This window comes from Lentzea sp. NPDC060358 (assembly GCF_042725365.1).
Classification (GTDB): domain Bacteria; phylum Actinomycetota; class Actinomycetes; order Mycobacteriales; family Pseudonocardiaceae; genus Lentzea.
Window position 1 is genome coordinate 1 of record NZ_JBHXCW010000180.1, and the last position, 16,321, is coordinate 16,321.

The 16,321-nt window shown below is 70.4% G+C and carries 11 protein-coding genes; 2 read left to right on the top strand and 9 right to left on the bottom strand.

Annotated elements, in window-relative coordinates; genetic code table 11:
- A partial coding sequence (locus ACFWGZ_RS29785; RefSeq protein WP_382454900.1) for a glycoside hydrolase family 9 protein occupies positions 1–2,618 on the bottom strand: 2,618 nt, incomplete at its 3' end.
- Between the two features lie 154 nt (positions 2,619–2,772).
- Positions 2,773–3,372: a TetR/AcrR family transcriptional regulator gene (locus ACFWGZ_RS29790; RefSeq protein ID WP_382454901.1), complete on the bottom strand. Its 600-nt coding sequence runs from the start codon at positions 3,370–3,372 to the stop codon at positions 2,773–2,775.
- An 83-nt stretch (positions 3,373–3,455) separates the two neighbouring features.
- Between ACFWGZ_RS29790 and ACFWGZ_RS29795 the strand changes: the two genes are divergently transcribed.
- A complete protein-coding gene (locus ACFWGZ_RS29795) occupies positions 3,456–4,019 on the top strand; it encodes an NADPH-dependent FMN reductase (protein WP_382454902.1) in 564 nt (187 codons plus the stop codon).
- A gap of 45 nt (positions 4,020–4,064) precedes the next feature.
- Here ACFWGZ_RS29795 and ACFWGZ_RS29800 read toward each other — a convergent pair whose 3' ends face one another.
- The 7 genes from ACFWGZ_RS29800 to ACFWGZ_RS29830 all read right to left on the bottom strand — a co-directional run bounded on the left by ACFWGZ_RS29800 (position 4,065) and on the right by ACFWGZ_RS29830 (position 13,967).
- Entirely contained in the window at positions 4,065–5,084 is a 1,020-nt protein-coding gene (locus ACFWGZ_RS29800; protein ID WP_382454903.1) for a LacI family DNA-binding transcriptional regulator, read from the bottom strand.
- Positions 5,081–6,460 (bottom strand): GH1 family beta-glucosidase, encoded by a 1,380-nt coding sequence (locus tag ACFWGZ_RS29805; protein WP_382454904.1) that lies wholly within the window; start codon positions 6,458–6,460, stop codon positions 5,081–5,083. The genes ACFWGZ_RS29800 and ACFWGZ_RS29805 overlap by 4 nt, the downstream gene beginning before the upstream one ends.
- A 2-nt stretch (positions 6,461–6,462) precedes the next feature.
- Positions 6,463–7,281, bottom strand: coding sequence for a carbohydrate ABC transporter permease (locus ACFWGZ_RS29810; RefSeq protein WP_382454905.1), 819 nt, complete (start codon positions 7,279–7,281; stop codon positions 6,463–6,465).
- On the bottom strand, positions 7,278–8,216 hold the full coding sequence (locus tag ACFWGZ_RS29815) for a carbohydrate ABC transporter permease (RefSeq protein WP_382454906.1): 939 nt from the start codon (positions 8,214–8,216) through the stop codon (positions 7,278–7,280). The genes ACFWGZ_RS29810 and ACFWGZ_RS29815 overlap by 4 nt, the downstream gene beginning before the upstream one ends.
- Before the next feature lie 20 nt (positions 8,217–8,236).
- On the bottom strand, positions 8,237–9,517 hold the full coding sequence (locus ACFWGZ_RS29820; protein WP_382454907.1) for an extracellular solute-binding protein: 1,281 nt from the start codon (positions 9,515–9,517) through the stop codon (positions 8,237–8,239).
- Positions 9,518–10,190: 673 nt separating this feature from the next.
- A complete protein-coding gene (locus tag ACFWGZ_RS29825) occupies positions 10,191–11,213 on the bottom strand; it encodes a LacI family DNA-binding transcriptional regulator (RefSeq protein ID WP_382454908.1) in 1,023 nt (340 codons plus the stop codon).
- A gap of 111 nt (positions 11,214–11,324) precedes the next feature.
- Positions 11,325–13,967, bottom strand: a complete 2,643-nt coding sequence (locus ACFWGZ_RS29830) for a glycoside hydrolase family 9 protein (protein WP_382454909.1) — start codon at positions 13,965–13,967, stop codon at positions 11,325–11,327.
- A gap of 263 nt (positions 13,968–14,230) precedes the next feature.
- Between ACFWGZ_RS29830 and ACFWGZ_RS29835 the strand changes: the two genes are divergently transcribed.
- Positions 14,231–16,282, top strand: coding sequence for a cellulase family glycosylhydrolase (locus ACFWGZ_RS29835; RefSeq protein WP_382454910.1), 2,052 nt, complete (start codon positions 14,231–14,233; stop codon positions 16,280–16,282).
- Positions 16,283–16,321: the final 39 nt, after the last annotated feature.

A 16,321-nucleotide genomic window follows, 5' to 3' on the forward strand; every position in this document is an offset into this window, starting at 1 on the left:
GCCGAAGGTGGTGGCCACGGTGGCGGAGAGCGCACCACCAGCGGACCGTACAGACCGTTGCGCACCCCGGCCGTGCCGTGGTCGGTGCCCACCGTGTGATCGTGATACTGCCCGTTGAACCCGATGTCCACCGACTTGCCCGGCTCGACGCGGCCGTTCCACGACATGCTCGTCGCCGTCACGTCGCGGCCGGTCTGGCTCCACGTCGCCGACCACCCGTTGGTGACCCGCTGCGTGCCGGGAAGCGCGAAGGCGAGCTTCCAGTCGGCCCACGCGGACTTGCCGGTGTTGGTGATCTTGACCTGGGCCGACAGGCCGTCCTGCCAGCGGCCCGCGGTGAAGCCGACCTCGCAGTCGGAGGTGGGGACGGGGGTGGTGTTGCCCGCCTTCTCCGCCGCCCAGCCCGACACCCAGGCCAGCGCGGAGTTCCAGTTGACCGCCACCTCGTTCACCGAGTAGGCGCCGATGTCGTCCACCCAGCACTTCTGCTGCGGGCAGCCGGCGAGCAGCCGCTGCACCACCGGGTCCTGCAGTCCGCTGTTCGGGCCGCCGGACAGCGATCCGGGCGGCGCGATCGGCAGCGTCGGGTCGTTCTGGTGGGCCCAGAAGCGGTGGTGCACGTTGCGCACGGCCTGGTCGCCGTAGCCCGCCACGTACGACGTGCTGAGCGGGTTGCGGCCGAGCAGGTAGTGCAGCGCCTCGAACACGCCGTCGCGGTACTTCGCGGCACCGGTGAAGTCGTGGGCGAGGGCCAGCACCGTGGCGTTGTTCAGGACCGTCGAGTTCGAGCCCCACACGTAGCCGGCCGTGCTGTTGTCGTACGGCGTGGCGTAGCCCATCGACGACATCGCGGCCAGGTGCTGGTCCGCGACGGTGGCGAACGCCGTCTTGATCGCCGCGACGTCCGCCGCGGGCAGGCCGTTGGGCACCAGCGCCAGCGTGATGTCGCCCAGCGGGGCCGTTCCGCCCCAGTAGAAACCACCGCGGTTGAGCGAGGCAGCCTTGTAGTGCGGCGACGCGGTCACGTCCGTGCGGTAGGCGGCGTCACCGGTGGTCGCGTACAGCTCCGAGGCGGCCCAGTAGAACTCGTCGTTCACGGTGTCGTCGTTGTACGCGCCGCCGCCCGTGCCGTCGTTCGGGTCGGCGAGCTTGGCCGGGTTGGCCTTCGCGGCCGTGTACGCCTTGCGGGCGGCCGAGAGCAGCGTGGCCGAGTACGGCGCGTCGATCGTCTTCCACAGCCGCGACGCCTGCGCGGCCACCGCGGCCAGGTTCAGCGTCGCGGCGGTGCTCGTGGCGGACAGCCGGCGCGGCTGGTCGTCCAGTTCGGGACGGGTGGGCAGCGCGGTCCAGTTGGCGTCGTGGATCTTGTGGTGCGCCATGCCGTCGGGCGCCTGCATCTTCAGCAGGAAGTCGACCTCCCAGCGCGCCTCGTCGAGCAGGTCCGGCACGCCGTTGGCCTTCTCGGGGATGTTCAGCGCGCCGTCGCGGTAGGCGGAGGCGTCGCCGACGCGGGAGGCGCGCTCGTAGGCGTTGAGGAGCTGCCACGTCGCGATGCCGCCGTTGACCACGTACTTGCCGTGGTCACCCGCGTCGTACCAGCCGCCGCGCACGTCGAGCGTGTAGCCGCAGGCGAGGTCGGCGCGGCAGGGCACGTTGTTGTCGCCCTGGTTCGGCGCGACGTTGACGTGCCCGGCCGGGCGCGCGTACTCGGTGCCGACGTACTGCGCGTCGATCGGCGTTCCGCTGCGCTGGTGGTAGAAGAACGCGAGCGAGTCGTAGCGCAGCTTCTTGAACGCGTCGGCCGAGATGTCGAACGGGTAGCTGCTGTCCGCGCCCACGCTCAGCGTGTAGCCGGTGCCGGGCGTGTCGTAGGACGAGAAGTCGATCAGGTGCACCGGGTCGCCGGACGTCGCGTCCGCACCCTTCGGCACCGACTGCCCGGACGCCACCGCCGCGCCCGCGGAGTTCTTGAGCGTCCACGTCTGCGGCGTGGTCGCCGAGGACACGAGCGTCGCGCGCTTGGGCAGGCCCGGCGCGTACGCCACCAGGTCGACCTGGACCTTCTTGGTGGGGTTGGGGTTCACGCCGCCGGGGGGCTTGACGCCGCCGACCAGCGAGACGTTGTCCACGCAGATCGTGTTGTCGAAGCTCTGGCCGCCCAGCTGGAACGCCACCTGGCCGTTGCCGGCGTCCGGGAAGTCCAAAGTGGACGTGAACGAGAAGGTGAAGCGCTGCTTGGTGGTGGAGAGCGAGAACTGCTGGCTCGCGATCCCGCGGTACGGGCTCACGCTCTCGCCGGCGGCAGCGGTGACCGGCTGGGCCGTCGTGGCGCGCGCGTCGAACGAGAACGTGTAGGACTGGCCGCTCTCGAACGGCACGCCGTTCTGGCCGACCAGCGCGTCCCAGGGGTTCGTCGTGCCCCCGGTCACCGACGCGCACAGCTCGCCGCCGGTCACTCGGTTCGTCACTCCGGCCCCGGCCCACCAGGGGTCGGCGGTGCCGTTGTCGAACCCTCCGTTGAGCACGCGTTCGTAGTCCGCCGCGGCGGCCGCGGGCGTCACCCCGATGAGTGCCACGAGCAGGGTCGCGGCGAGCAGGCGTGGGGGTTGCGATCTCATGGTCTTGAGGTTCTCCGTCCTCGTCGACGGTGGTTCTGGGAGCGCTCCCAGGCGACCGTAGGCGGAGTCCGGTGGCAGCTACAAGAGCCGGTCGCCGTCCGGCGGCATTCGACGGGCCCTTCGACGGTCGATTCGATTCGAAGACCGGCGCGGGTCAGGCCAGGAGCCGGTCGACGAGGTCGCGCCACGCGGCCTCGACCCGGTCGAGTGGCACGCCCTCCTGGTGGACGAGGTGGTCGACCAGCACGACGTCCACCGCGGACAGCAGCGTGTGCGCCACGAGTCCCGCGTCCGCGTCGGGCAGGGCGGCGCGCAGCAGCACGACCACGTGCCGGTGGCGCAACTGGCGGGCCGGGACGGTGAACCGGCGTTCGGGCGACGGCTCGGCCGCCAGGTAGAGGTCGCGGTGGGCGTGTTCGTGGCGCAGCAGGGCCGGTCCGAACGCCCGCAGGCGCGTCGCCGCGTCCGCGTCCGGCCCGAGCGGGGCGGGACCGCTGAGGAACGCCTCCTGGAACTGCCGCTCCGACCGGTCGAGCAGGGCCTGCAGCAGCCCGTTGCGGTCGCCGAACCGCCGCGACACGGTGCCCTTGCCGACCCCGGCCGCCGCGGCGACCGTCTCCATCGTGATCGCCGCCGCGCCGCGCTCGCCCGCCAGCCGGGCCGCGGCGTCGAGCAGCAACGCCCGGTTGCGCACGGCGTCCGCGCGCAGCTGCCTGTCCGGTCCCGCGAGGGGGAGCGGTGTGCTGTCGATCACTTCGGCAGCCTAACCGGAAGACAACCGGGCCGCGTCCCGTTTAGTGCAGTAGTTCACCGAAGCCTCACCCTGGGAGACACACCATGGCCGTCCGCATCCTCACGCTCGTCGGCAGCCTCCGCTCCGGTTCGCACAACCGCAGGCTCGCCGAGGCCGCGGTCCAGATCGCGCCGGAGCACGTCGAGGTCGGCGTGTTCGAGGGCCTGGACACCGTGCCGTTCTACAACGAGGACATCGACGTCGAGGGCACCGTCCCCGCCGCCGCGACCCGGCTGCGCGAGGCCGCCGGCGACGCCGACGCCGTCCTGCTGGTCTCGCCCGAGTACAACGGCACCATCCCCGCCGTGCTGAAGAACGCCATCGACTGGCTGTCCCGCCCCTACGGTGCCGGTGCCCTGAACGGCAAGCCGGTCGCCGTCGTGGGCACCGCGTTCGGCCAGTACGGCGGCGTGTGGGCGCAGGACGAGGCCCGCAAGGCCGTCAAGATCGCCGGCGCCGACGTGGCCGAGGACCTGACCCTGTCGATCCCGGCCTCCGTGGTCCGCTTCGCCGAGCTGCACCCGGTCGACGACCCCGAGGTCACCGAGAAGCTGGCCGGCGTGCTCGAGGGCCTGGCGTCGCGCGCGAGCGCCACCGCGTCCGTCTGATCCGGTACGGGAACGGGCCCGTCCCGCACCTGCGGGGCGGGCCCGTCACGCGCTCCCGCGGCGCACCAGCGAGGTCGGCAGCAGGATCGACTGCGGCAGCTTCTCCTCGCCACCCAGCTCGGCCAGCAGGCGCCACGTCATCGTGCGGCCGAGCTGCTCGACGTCCTGCCGCACCGTCGTGAGCGACGGGGTCGCGGTGGAGGCGAGCACCGAGTCGTCGAACCCCACCACCGCCACGTCCTCCGGGATCCGGTACCCCTTCGCCTGCAGCACCCGCAGCGCGCCCACCGCCATGATGTCCGCGGCCACGAAGACCGCGTCGAGGTCCGGTGCGCGGCGCAGCAGCTCCTCCATCGCGAGCGCGCCGCTGTCGGGCGTGAAGTCGCTGTGCACCACCAGGTCTACGGGCATGCCGTGCTCGGCCAGGCCGCACCGCCAGCCGCTGAGCCGGTCCATGCCCACGGCCATGTCGCGCGGGCCCGCGATGGTGGCGATCTTCTGGCGGCCCAGCGAGATCAGGAACCGCACGGCACCGAGCGAGCCGTTGAAGTTGTCCGAGTCGACGAACGGGGCCCCGCCGCCCGCGAGCGGCCGGCCGCCCGAGACGACGGGCAGCCCCGTCTCGTGGAGCGTGCGCGGCAGCGGGTCCTCGCCGTGCAGGCTCACGACCAGGGCGCCGTCGACGTGTCCGCCGGTGAGGTAGGCGACCTGGTCCTCGCCGTCGAGCGGCTGGTTCATCATCAGCAGGAGCTGCACGTGCCGTCCGGCGAGCTCGGCGTGCACCCCGCGCAGGATCCCCGCGAAGAACGGGTCCGCGAGCACGCGGCTGCCCTGCTCGGAGATCACCAGCGCGATGGCGTTCGCCTTGCTGCCCGCCAGGGTGCGGGCGGCGTGGTTCGGGCTGTACCCGAGCATCGCGATCGCGCGGTGCACCGCCTGGCGGGACCGCTCGCTCACGTACTTCTCGCCGTTGATCACCCTGGAGACGGTCGACTTCGACACCCCGGCCACGCGCGCGACCTCCTCGATGCGCGGGCCGGGGCGCCGACTCCTGCCTTCCGTCATGAGACGGAGACCAGCGCGTTGTCGCGCGCCACCCGGCTGTACCACCTCGCACTCATCTTCGGGGTGCGGACCTGCGTGTCGTAGTCCACGTGGACGATGCCGAACCGCTTCGCGTACCCCTCGGCCCACTCGAAGTTGTCCAGCAGCGACCAGCAGAAGTAGCCGCGCAGGTCGACCCCGGCCATGATCGCCGTGTGCGCGGCGCGCAGGTGCGAGGCGATGAAGCCGGTGCGGTCCACGTCGTCGATCGCGCCGTTGCCGGAGAAGTCGTCGCGGAACGCGGCGCCGTTCTCGGTGATGTAGAGCGGCAGCTTCGGGTAGTCGTGGTGCACCCGCAGCAGCACGGACGTGAGCCCGTCCGGGCGGACCTCCCAGCCCATGTCGGTCATCGGCGCGTCACGGGGCGGGAACGACGCCTGCTGCACGCCCACCCACGGCGACGGGCCGGGCTCGCTGCCGTTGGCCGACGAGCTGACGTAGTGCTCGGTGTAGTAGTTGACGCCGAGCATGTCCATCGGGCCGGAGATGACGTCGAGGTCGCCGTCGCGGATGTGCTCGCTGAAGCCGAACGGCTCCAGGTCCGCGAGGACGTCGGCCGGGTACTCGCCGCGCAGCAGCGGGTCCAGGAAGATCCGCTGCTGCAGGCCGTCGAGCCGGCGCGCCACGTCGAGGTCCGCGGGGTCGCGCGGGTCGACGGGGATGATCGGGTACATGTTGAGCGTGATGCCGACCTTGGCACCCGGCGAGGCCGCGCGGATCGTGTCGTTCGCGAGCCCGTGGCCCAGCAGCAGGTGGTGCACCGCGGCGACGGCGGCGCGGGGCTCCGTGCGCCCCGGCGCGTGCACGCCGGCCGCGTAGCCGAGGAACGCCGAGCACCACGGCTCGTTCAGCGTCGTCCAGGCGTCGACGCGGTCGCCGAGCGCCTCGACGGTCGCGGCGGCGTAGTCGGCGAAGCGGAACGCGGTGTCGCGGTTCGCCCAGCCGCCCTTCGCCTCCAGCGCCTGCGGGAGGTCCCAGTGGTACAGCGTCGGCCACGGCGTGATGTCGTGCTCGCGCAACGTGTCGATCAGCCGCTTGTAGAAGTCGAGACCCTTCTGGTTGACCTCGCCGCCGTCGGGCCGCACGCGCGGCCAGGCGATCGAGAACCGGTAGGCCTGCAGGCCCAGGTCCGCCATCATGGCGACGTCCTGCTCGAACCGCCGGTAGTGGTCGGCGGCGGGTTCACCGCAGTCGCCGCCCACCACCTTGCCGGGTTGCCGGCAGAACTCGTCCCAGATGGAGTCGGTGCGGCCGTCCGCGTCGGTCGCCCCCTCCACCTGGAACGCCGCGGTCGCGGATCCCCACAGAAAACCCTGTGGGAAAACAATGTTCTCCATTTTCACCCCTTGACGGCGCCCTGCATGACACCGGCGACGATCTGCCGCCCGAGTACGAGGAAGACGATGAGCACCGGAATCGTCGCGAGCGTCGTTCCGGCGAGGACGAGCGAGTAGTCGACGTAGTAGCCGCTCTGCAGCTTCTCCAGGGCGACCTGGAGCGTCGGGTTGTCGGCGTTGAGGACGACCAACGGCCAGAGGAAGTCGTTCCAGGACTGCATGAACGTGAACACGCCCAGCATCGCGGCAGCCGGGCGGGCCGCGGGCAGTGCGACGTGCCAGAAGGTCCGCCACAGGCTGCAGCCGTCCATGCGCGCCGCCTCGACGAGTTCGTCGGGGATGGCGTCGAGGAGGTACTGCCGCATCCAGAACACGCCGAACGCGGTGACGAGGTTCGGCACGATCACGGCCTCCATCTCGCCGGCCCAGCCGAACTCGGCCATCGCCATGTAGAGCGGGATGATGCCGAGCTGGGTGGGCACCGCCAGGGTGGCCACGACGAACAGGAACAGCACGCCGCGGCCGCGGAACCGCAGCTTGGCGAAGGCGAACCCGGCCAGTGTCGACAGCAGCACCACCGACAGCGTCACCGTGCCGGAGACGACGAAGCTGTTGCCCAGCGCCTTCCAGAACGGGATGGTGTCGAACACCCGCATGGCGTTGCTGAAGAAGTTCCCGCCCGGCACGAGCGTGAAGTCACCGGTCAGCACCGAGTTGTCGCGGCTCGCGACCAGGTAGGACCAGTAGAACGGGAACGCCGAGCCGAGCACGAACGCGCCGAGGAGTCCGTAGATCAGGAAGGAAGGCCTGCGAGTCGTCATCGAACGGCCTTCCTGGTGATGAAGAAGTTGAGCGCGGCGACGCCGATCACGATCAGGAACAGCACCCACGCGATCGCGGACGCGTAGCCGAGGTCGAGACCCTGGAACGCCGACTGGTACAGGTAGAGCACGACGGTCTGGTACTGGTGCTCCGCACCGCCGCCGCTGCCGCCCGAGGGTTCGAACAGCTTCGGCTCGGTGAAGATCTGCAGACCGCCGATGGTCGAGGTGATGATCACGAAGATCAGCGTCGGCTTGAGCATCGGGAGCGTGATGCTGAAGAACTGCCGCAGCGCGCTCGCGCCGTCCACCAGCGCCGCCTCGTAGACGTCCCGCGGGATCGCCTGCATCGCGGCGAGGACGATCAGCGCGTTGTAGCCGGTCCACCGCCAGTTGACCATCGACGCGATGGCGACGTGGCTGCCGAAGGTGCTGGCCTGCCAGTCGATCGGGCTGATGCCCAGCAGCCCGAGCACGTCGTTCACCAGGCCGTACTGCGGGCCGAACAGGTTGCCGAAGATGATCGTCAACGCGACGAGCGAGGCGACGTAGGGCAGCAGCACACCCATCCGCCAGCCGGTGCGGGCCCGCAGGTTGGCGTTGAGCAGCGCCGCGATGACCACGGCGACGACGATCTGCGGGACGCTCGAGAGCAGGAAGATGCTGAACGTGTTGAACAGCGCGTTCCAGAACTGGTCGTCCTCGAAGAGCGTCCGGTAGTTCTCCAGCCCGATGAACGCCGGGTCGTCCGCCCCGACCTCCCAGTCGAACAGCGACACGTAGGCCGTGTAGAGCAGGGGGAACAACCCGATCGCGCCGAACAGCACGAAGAACGGCGCGACGAAGAGGTACGGCGAGAACTTGGTGTCCAGGTTGGACAGCCGGTACCGCCGCGGAGGCCGCGGGCGAGCCTCCTGCGCTCGCCCGCGGTCCACCTCGGAGAGAGTGGCCGTCACTACTTGGCCGCCTTCTGCGCACCCTCGACGGCGGCCTTCCAGGCTTCATCGGAGCTCTTGCCCTGCTCGACCGACAGCAGCGCCGGGCTGAACACGGTCTCCTGGATCTGGCCGTCGGCCGGGCCCTTGTACTGCGCGGCCTTGATCTTCTTGGCCTGCGTGGCGAACAGCGCGCCGGCCTTCACGTCACCGAAGTAGGCGTTGGTCTGCTCCAGCAGCTCGGGCGCGTCGAGCGCCTTGACCTGGCTGGGGAAGGTGCCCTTCGCCTTGAACGCCTTGATCTGCTGCTCGGGAGAGGTCAGCCAGGCGGCGAGCTCGGCGGCCTTCTGCGCGTTCTTGCTCTGCTTCGGCACGGTCAGGTACGAACCGCCCCAGTTGCCGCCACCGTTCGGGAACGCGTCGGTGACCGCCCACTTGCCCTTGTTCTCGGGACCCGCCTGCGACTCGACCACGCCGAGCATCCACGACGGGCAGGTCTTCGTGGCGAACTTGCCGAGCTTGAAGCCGGTGTTCCACTCGTTGCTGAACGCGCCGAGCCGCGCCGACTGTCCCTTGGCGACGGCCTGCGTCACCGTGGTCCAGTTCTTCTTGATGTCGGCGTTGGTGTCGACGACCAGCTTGTCGGACTTGTCGTAGTAGCCCGTCTCCAGCTGGTTGTGCATCGCGTTGTAGACCTGCGCGGCGCTGTCGAACCAGCCCACGCCGGGCGACTTGGCGATGAACTGGTCACCCGCGGCGAAGTAGCTGTCCCACGTGGCGAAGAGCGCCTTGACGCCCTCCGGGTCGGACGGCAGACCGGCCGCGGCGAAGAGGTCCTTGCGGTAGCACATGGCCAGCGGACCGATGTCGGTGCCGTAGCCGATGAGCTTGCCGTCCTTGGTCGTGATCGCGTCGGTCTTCCACTGCAGCCAGCGGTTGTCCTCGATCTTCGGCCCGATCTCCTTGAGGTCGTTGAACTGGCCGGACTTCGACATGACCTGGCTGAGGTAGCCCTCTTCGACGCCCTCGATGTCGGCGAGGCCGGAACCGGCGCCGAGCTTGGTGAACAGGTTCTGGTGGTGGGGCTGGCCCTGGCCGGTCTTGCGCTGCGTGATCTTGATGTCCGGGTGAGCGGCTTCGTACTCCTTGAACAGGTCTTCGTAGCCGAACTCGTTGAACGTGGCGATCGTCAGCTCGGTCTTGCCGTCTGCCGACTGACCGGCCCCGCCTGATCCGCACGCTGACGTGGCTGCGGCGGACACGGCGGCACAGATCAGCACGCTGACCCAACGGTGTCGCACGGGAGAACTCCTCTGGTCTCGGCGGCGGGTTCTGGGAGCGCTCCCAGATGCGGAGGAGTGTCGTACTGGCTTCGAACGTGTGTCAAGACACACTCCGGGGTACTCCAGTTGATTGCGGGCTGCGGAAACCGGGTGACCTCGACATTCATGGTCCAGGTCACAGTTGTGAAACCTGGGAGCGTTCCCGGAAACATGACCTTTGGGTTAACAGTGCGTGCCGGGGTCGGCACGCAGAGCGCCAGACTCGCGGGGCCGGGACGACGAGGTCCGTGCGCGCCAAGCGAAAGCGGGGGGACGGCTTTCCGGGGGTGGCGCGGGTGGTGCTCGCGGGTGTGCGGGAGGAGCCGAACGGCTCTGTCCGATGGTTGTCCGGTGGTTGTCCGGTTCGGGTGGTGGCCGGGTGGTTCGGTGGCGTGAATCGGCGGATCGGGTGGATCTGGCGGCGTGAGCCAGTGGCCTGGGTGGTGCCCAGGTGGATCTGGGCGGCCGGTTCAGGCGCTCGTGCGCGAGCCGGCCTGGCTCGGGTGCTTTGCCGGCTCGGGTGCTGTCGCGCCTCGCCTGAGCTGCCCAACTCGGGCGCCGTCGTGCCGCACACCCCGCCTGAACCCGGCTTCCGGCCGCCCCCGGCGCCACACCGCCCCGACCCCGGGGCGGTCACGAGCCGCGGCCGGGCTCAGGCGCTCTCGCGCCGCACGAGCGAGGTCGGCAGCAGCAGCGACGGCGGCAGGCCGTCCTCGCCCGCCAGCTCGCCCAGCAGCCGCCACGTCATCGTGCGGCCGAGCTGCTCGACGTCCTGCCGGACCGTGGTGAGGGGCGGGGTCGCGGTGGAGGCGAGCAGCGAGTCGTCGAACCCGACCACCGCCACGTCCTGCGGCACGCGCCGGCCGCGGGCGTGCAGCACCTGCAGCACGCCCAGGGCGATGATGTCCGCCGCGACGAAGACGGCATCGATGTCAGGGGCCCTGTCCAGCAGTTCCTCCATCGCGCGGGCGCCGCTCTCCGGGGTGAAGTCGGCCTCCGCGACGAGGTCCGCGGCGAGCCTCGCCTCGCCCAGGCCGCGGCGCCAGCCGCTCAGCCGGTCCAGGCCCGCCGCCATGTCGCGCGGGCCCGCGACGGTCGCGATCCTGTCGCGGCCCAGCGAGACGAGGTGCCGCACGGCGTCCAGGCCGCCGGTGAAGTTGTCCGAGTCGACGAACGGGACCGACGTCGTCGCGAGCGGGCGGCCGCCCACGACCACCGGCAGGCCGATCTCCTGCAACCGGCGCGGCAGCGGGTCGTCGCCGTGCAGGCTCACGAGCAGCGCACCGTCCACGTGGCCGCCCGCCAGGTAGGTGAGGAGGTCGTCGTGGTCCTCCGGGCGGCTCAGCATCAGCAGCAGCTGCATGTGGTGCCCGGCCAGTTCGGCGTGGACGCCGCGCAGCACGCCCGCGAAGAACGGGTCGCCGAGGACGCGGCCGCTCTGCTCGGAGACGATCAGCGCGATCGCGTTGGCCTTGCTGCCCGCGAGCGAGCGCGCCGCCTGGTTCGGGCTGTACCTCAGATGGGTGATCGCGGTGTGCACGGCGTCGCGCGCCTTGGCGCTCACGTACTGCTCGCCGTTGATCACGCGGGAGACCGTCGACTTCGAGACGCCGGCCATCCGTGCGACCTCCTCGATGCGAGGGCCTGGCCGGCGGTGCCGGTCGATCTCCGTCATGCGCTCATCGTAGAGCTGTGAGAGCGCGTTCCCGGCACGCCGCTGTACCGGGAACGCGGCTGGGGTCGGCGCGGGACGCCTGAGCGCGCAGAACGTCCCGCCCCGAAGCTGTCAGGGCTCGGCGCCCCACACGAGGGCGCCGCCGGTGTGGGCGGTGACCCTGTCGAAGTCGGTGAGGGAGGCGCTCACGCGGTAGCTGTGGTCGCCGGACTGGTCGAAAGTGGACCAATCGGACTTCGCGGTCCTCACCTGGATCTCGCCGGTGCTCGCCCCCGCGGCGAGGCTGCCGGAGCTGAACGACACCTCGAGGTAGGCGTCGGCGCCCGTGCGCGCGGTGGTGAGCTTCACCACCCGCACTTGCACACCCGCGCAGCCCATCTGCGCCCAGTCGCACCACACCTGGTAGGTGGGTGATGGCGCGTCGCCGGTGAACCAGTACCGGATCGTGGTACTGCTGAGGCTGACCGGCGCCGTGCCGCGGTTGGTCAGCTGGAGGGTGGCGCCGATCTGGTTCGTCGTGGCCGCGCCGGTGCCCTTGTGCTGCACCGCCAGGGTGCCGCTCGCGCCGGGGAGGGTGCGGACGGCGACCGCGGGGCTCAGGGCCGAGACGTTGCCCGCGGCGTCCTTGGCGCGCACCGCGAACGAGTACGCCGTGTCGGGCGTCAGGCCGGTGAGCTGGAGGCTCGTGGTGGCCGACGAACCGGCGACCGCGCTGCCGTTGAGCACCTCGTAGCCCGCCACCCCGACGTTGTCGGTCGAGGCCGTCCAGCTCAGCGCGACGCCCGTGCTGGACGCGGTCCCGGCCGTCAGTCCACTCGGGACCGACGGCGGCTGGCTGTCGTCGACCCCGCCGCCCGGCTCCGCGCCCCAGACCGTCCGCCCGTCCTGGCGCAGCACGACCCGGTCGGTCTGCACCACGGTGTTGCCGGTGCCGAGGCCGGTGTGGGACCAGTCGTTGGACGGGTCCCAGGTGCCCGCGCTGGTGATCCGGAACTGGACCTCCTTGCGGAACGCGGACTGCCCGGCCGGGGCGACGCCGGTGCACGGGATCTCCACGTAGTACACCGAACCGCGGTACTGCGCCGGCGCGCTCGCCGCGCCGCACTGGTTGTAGTTCGTGGTGACGCTGATCTGGCTCGGGGTGGTGGCGCCGTCAAGGGTGAAGAAGTAGCGCAGGGAGCCGTTGAACGTCCGCGCGGGCCACGCGCTCTTGTTCAGCACGAACGCCTTGACCTCGGTGAACTGGGCGGCGCTCTGGTTCACCGACGCCTGCACGGTGAGCTCGGGCCCGTCCGGCGTCTCGGCCACGGGGAAGTTCGTCAGCGCCGTGCCGCCGTACTCCCCGTGCAGCCGGGCCAGCGCGCTGGTGAAGCCCGCGTTGTAGTCGAGCGCGACCTCGTTCATCACGTAGTCGCTGCGGCTGTCGGTGTAGGCGTCGTTGTTGGTGCTGGGACCGCCGACCAGCGCACCGTAGAGCACGTGCCGGCTCACGGCGGGCTCCTGGATGCTGTCGGCCCACGAGCCGTGCGCGGTGCGGTGGTGCGGGTTGCGCGGGGGATTGGTGCCGAAACCGACGACGTAGCTGGCGCCCCGCGGGTTGTCGCCGAGCGCGTAGTTGATCTGGCGCACGCCGAAGTCGTGGTAGGTCTTGGCGCGCGCACTGTCCCGCGTGGACAGCCAGTCGGAGTAGGTCAGCGCGGCGAACGCCGTGTTGGCCGCGTACCGCAGCGATCCCCAGCTGTCGAGCACCGCCTGGCCGCCGGGGGAGTAGCGCACCCGGTTGCCGTTGTAGCCGGTCGTCCAGAAGTCGAGCCACCGGTTGGCGTCGGTGACGTAGGTCTGCTCGCCGGTGAGCTTGGCCATCAGCACGTAGGCGCCGTAGGACTTGTCGTCCCACGCGATGGTCCACTTGTAGGAGCGCTCGGTGCTCTGCTGCTCGGTGCTGAGCTTCAGGTACTCGGTCTTGGCCTTGGTCAGGTAGCTCGCGTCGCCGGTGGCGCGGTGCAGCCAGATGGCGCCCCACACCAGCTCGTCCTGGTAGCCGCTCCACGAGTTGTAGTAGCTCGCGGCGTCGGTGATGCACGAGCTGTACTTGCCGCGGTAGGTGTCGGCGAACGAGTAGAGCTGCTTGGCGTGCGTGAGCAGGGTGGCCGCGTACGTCGGGTCGGTGTCCTTGAAGACCATCGACGCCGACGCCATCGCCGCCGCGTACTCGCCCGCGAGGTCGGAACCGGGACAGGAAGCGTCCACTTTGTACGAAGGACGGGCCATCGGCATGACCTCCGCCGAACCCCACCACGCGTGGTCGGGGTTGCCCGCGCCGACCTGCCCGTAGACGACGTTGGGGGACGGGTGCGCCTTGATGATCCAGTCGGTGCCGTGCCGCAGGTTCGCCAGCAGGTGGGGGAGCTGGCCCGAGCTCGCGTACGCGCTCCGGTTCTCCACGGCGCCCCAGGCGAGCATCGACATGCTGAACGCGAAGGGCAGCCCGAACTTCACGTGGTCGCCCGCGTCGTAGAACCCGCCGGACAGGTCGAGCCCGGCGTCCGACCCGTCGCGCAGCGCGGAGTCCGCCCGCCAGCTCACCCGGTTGGTCTCGGTGAGGTCCCCCGAGCGCTGGGCGTCGTAGAACCAGATCGACTTCTGCAGCGCCTCCGCGTAGTTGAACGCGGGCGCGGCCGCCGACGGTGACACCAGCGGGCCGGACAGCGCCGCGAGCACCGCGGCGAGAACGACCGGCACAGCTCTCGACATGCGCACGTGAGCCTCCGATGACTGCGGTTCCCACTCGACTGGGAGCGCTCCCAGAAATCGGACTGTAACGGTCACGAAGCGAAAAGCGCGCCGCTTGTTCGACAATTCGACACAATTGCACGGGGCGCAACGAGATCCTCGACCCCGGATCGACCACCGTTCGACGACGCCGACCGCCGATTCGACGCGTTCTTCCTGCGGCACAAGGGGCTGGCTACAGTGCCGAGCGACCTGGGAACGTTCCCAGGACGTGGAGGTGGATCATGAGCGGACGGCGCGGCGCGGCGCTGTTGGCGGCTTTCGTCTCGGTGGCGGCGAGCATCGGGTTCGCGGTCACGGCCCCGGCGGCGGCAGCGGCGGGGTGCAAGGTCGACTACGCGGTACCGAGCCAGTGGCAGGGCGGGTTCACCGCGAGCGTGGCGGTGACCAACCTCGGTGACCGGGTCGACGGCTGGCGGCTCACCTGGACGTGGCCGTCGGGCCAGCAGGTGACCCAGGCCTGGAACGCGACGGTCACGTCGTCGGGCGCCCAGGCCACGGCGGCCAACGTCGGCTACAACGCGGTGATCGAGACGAACGGCACCGTGTCCTTCGGAGTGAACGGCAGCTGGTCGGGCGCGAACACGGCGCCGACCGCGTTCGCCCTCAACGGCGTCGCGTGCACCGGCAGCCCCGGCACGACGACGACCACCACGACCACCACGACGACGGGAAACCCGCCGCCCGGTGACGCGATGGCCCAGGTCGCCGCGATGCAGCCGGGCTGGAACCTCGGCAACACGCTCGACTCGACCGGCGCCGACGAGACCTCCTGGGGCAACCCGCGGGTCACGGAAGCGTTGCTGGACAACGTGAAGGCGCAGGGGTTCAAGAGCATCCGCATCCCCGTGACGTGGGGCCAGCACCAGGGCGCGGCGCCGGGCTACGCGATCGAGACCGCATACCTGAACCGCGTCAAGGAGGTCGTCGGCTGGGCGCTGGCGGACGGCTTCCAGGTGATGATCAACATCCACCACGACTCGTGGCAGTGGATCTCGGCGATGCCGGCGGACCGCACGACCGTCCTCGCCCGCTACAACGCGATCTGGACGCAGCTGGCGGCCGCGTTCAGGGACTCCCCGGCGAAGCTCGTGTTCGAGAGCGTGAACGAGCCGCAATTCACCGGCAGCTCCGGTGACGCCCAGAACGCCCAGCTGCTGCACGAGCTGAACGCGTCGTTCCGCACGATCATCCGCGGGTCCGGCGGCGCCAACGCGAGCCGCCTGCTGGTGCTGCCCACCCTGCACACGTCGTCCGACCAGGCCCGCCTCGACGAGCTGGCCACGTCGATCAGCGGCTTCAACGACCGCAACATCGCCGCCACCGTGCACTACTACGGCTACTGGCCGTTCAGCGTGAACGTGGCCGGCGGGTTCCGCTTCGACGCCACCGCGCAGAAGGACCTCACGGACTCGTTCGACCGGGTCTCGAACACCTTCGTCTCGCGCGGCATCCCGGTGATCCTCGGCGAGTACGGGCTGCTCGGGTTCGACCGGCACACCGGCACGATCGAGCAGGGCGAGAAGCTGAAGTTCTTCGAGCTCTTCGGGTACTACGCGCGCACCAAGAAGATCACGACGATGCTGTGGGACAACGGCCAGCACCTCGGCCGCACGTCGTTCGCGTGGAGCGACCCCGAGCTGATCGCCCAGATCAAGTCGAGCTGGACCACCCGCTCCGGCACCGCGTCGACCGACCAGGTGTTCAACGCCAAGGCGAGCGCCATCACCGCCAAGACGATCACGTTGAACCCCAACGGGACCACGTTCACCGCACTGCGCCAGGGCGGCACGGATCTGGTGCGCGGCACCGACTACACGGTCTCCGGCGACCAGCTCACCCTGACCGCGCCGGCGCTGACCAGGCTCACCGGCTCGCGGGCCTACGGCACGAACGCCGTGCTGACGGCCCACTTCTCGGCCGGGGTGCCCTGGCGGATCAACGTGATCACCCACGACCCGCCGGTGCTCTCGGCCGCGACCGGCACCACCGGCGCGTTCTCGATCCCGACGAACTTCCGCGGCGACCTGCTCGCCACGATGGAGGCGAGGTACGCGGACGGCTCGAACGCCGGGCCGCACAACTGGACTTCCTTCAAGGAGTTCGACGTGGCGTTCGCACCGGGCTACACCACGGGCGCGACGACGCTGACCCCGGCGTTCTTCGCCGAGGTCAACGACAACGCGCGGGTGACGCTCACCTTCCACTACTGGAGCGGCGCCACCGCGACCTACTCCGTCACGAAGTCGGGCAGCACGGTCACGGGGAGCCCGTGACCCTCAGGCCCCTGCGCAGCGCGTCGATCTCGTCGCCGG

Bases quoted from the DNA above. Each gene is read 5' to 3' on its own strand.
- ACFWGZ_RS29800 (WP_382454903.1), bottom strand. From the start codon at position 5,084: ATGACGGAAGGCAGGAGTCGGCGCCCCGGCCCGCGCATCGAGGAGGTC.
- ACFWGZ_RS29810 (WP_382454905.1), bottom strand. From the start codon at position 7,281: ATGACGACTCGCAGGCCTTCCTTCCTGATCTACGGACTCCTCGGCGCG.
- ACFWGZ_RS29805 (WP_382454904.1), bottom strand. From the start codon at position 6,460: ATGGAGAACATTGTTTTCCCACAGGGTTTTCTGTGGGGATCCGCGACC.
- ACFWGZ_RS29835 (WP_382454910.1), top strand. From the start codon at position 14,231: ATGAGCGGACGGCGCGGCGCGGCGCTGTTGGCGGCTTTCGTCTCGGTG.
- ACFWGZ_RS29795 (WP_382454902.1), top strand. From the start codon at position 3,456: ATGGCCGTCCGCATCCTCACGCTCGTCGGCAGCCTCCGCTCCGGTTCG.
- ACFWGZ_RS29830 (WP_382454909.1), bottom strand. From the start codon at position 13,967: ATGTCGAGAGCTGTGCCGGTCGTTCTCGCCGCGGTGCTCGCGGCGCTG.
- ACFWGZ_RS29825 (WP_382454908.1), bottom strand. From the start codon at position 11,213: ATGACGGAGATCGACCGGCACCGCCGGCCAGGCCCTCGCATCGAGGAG.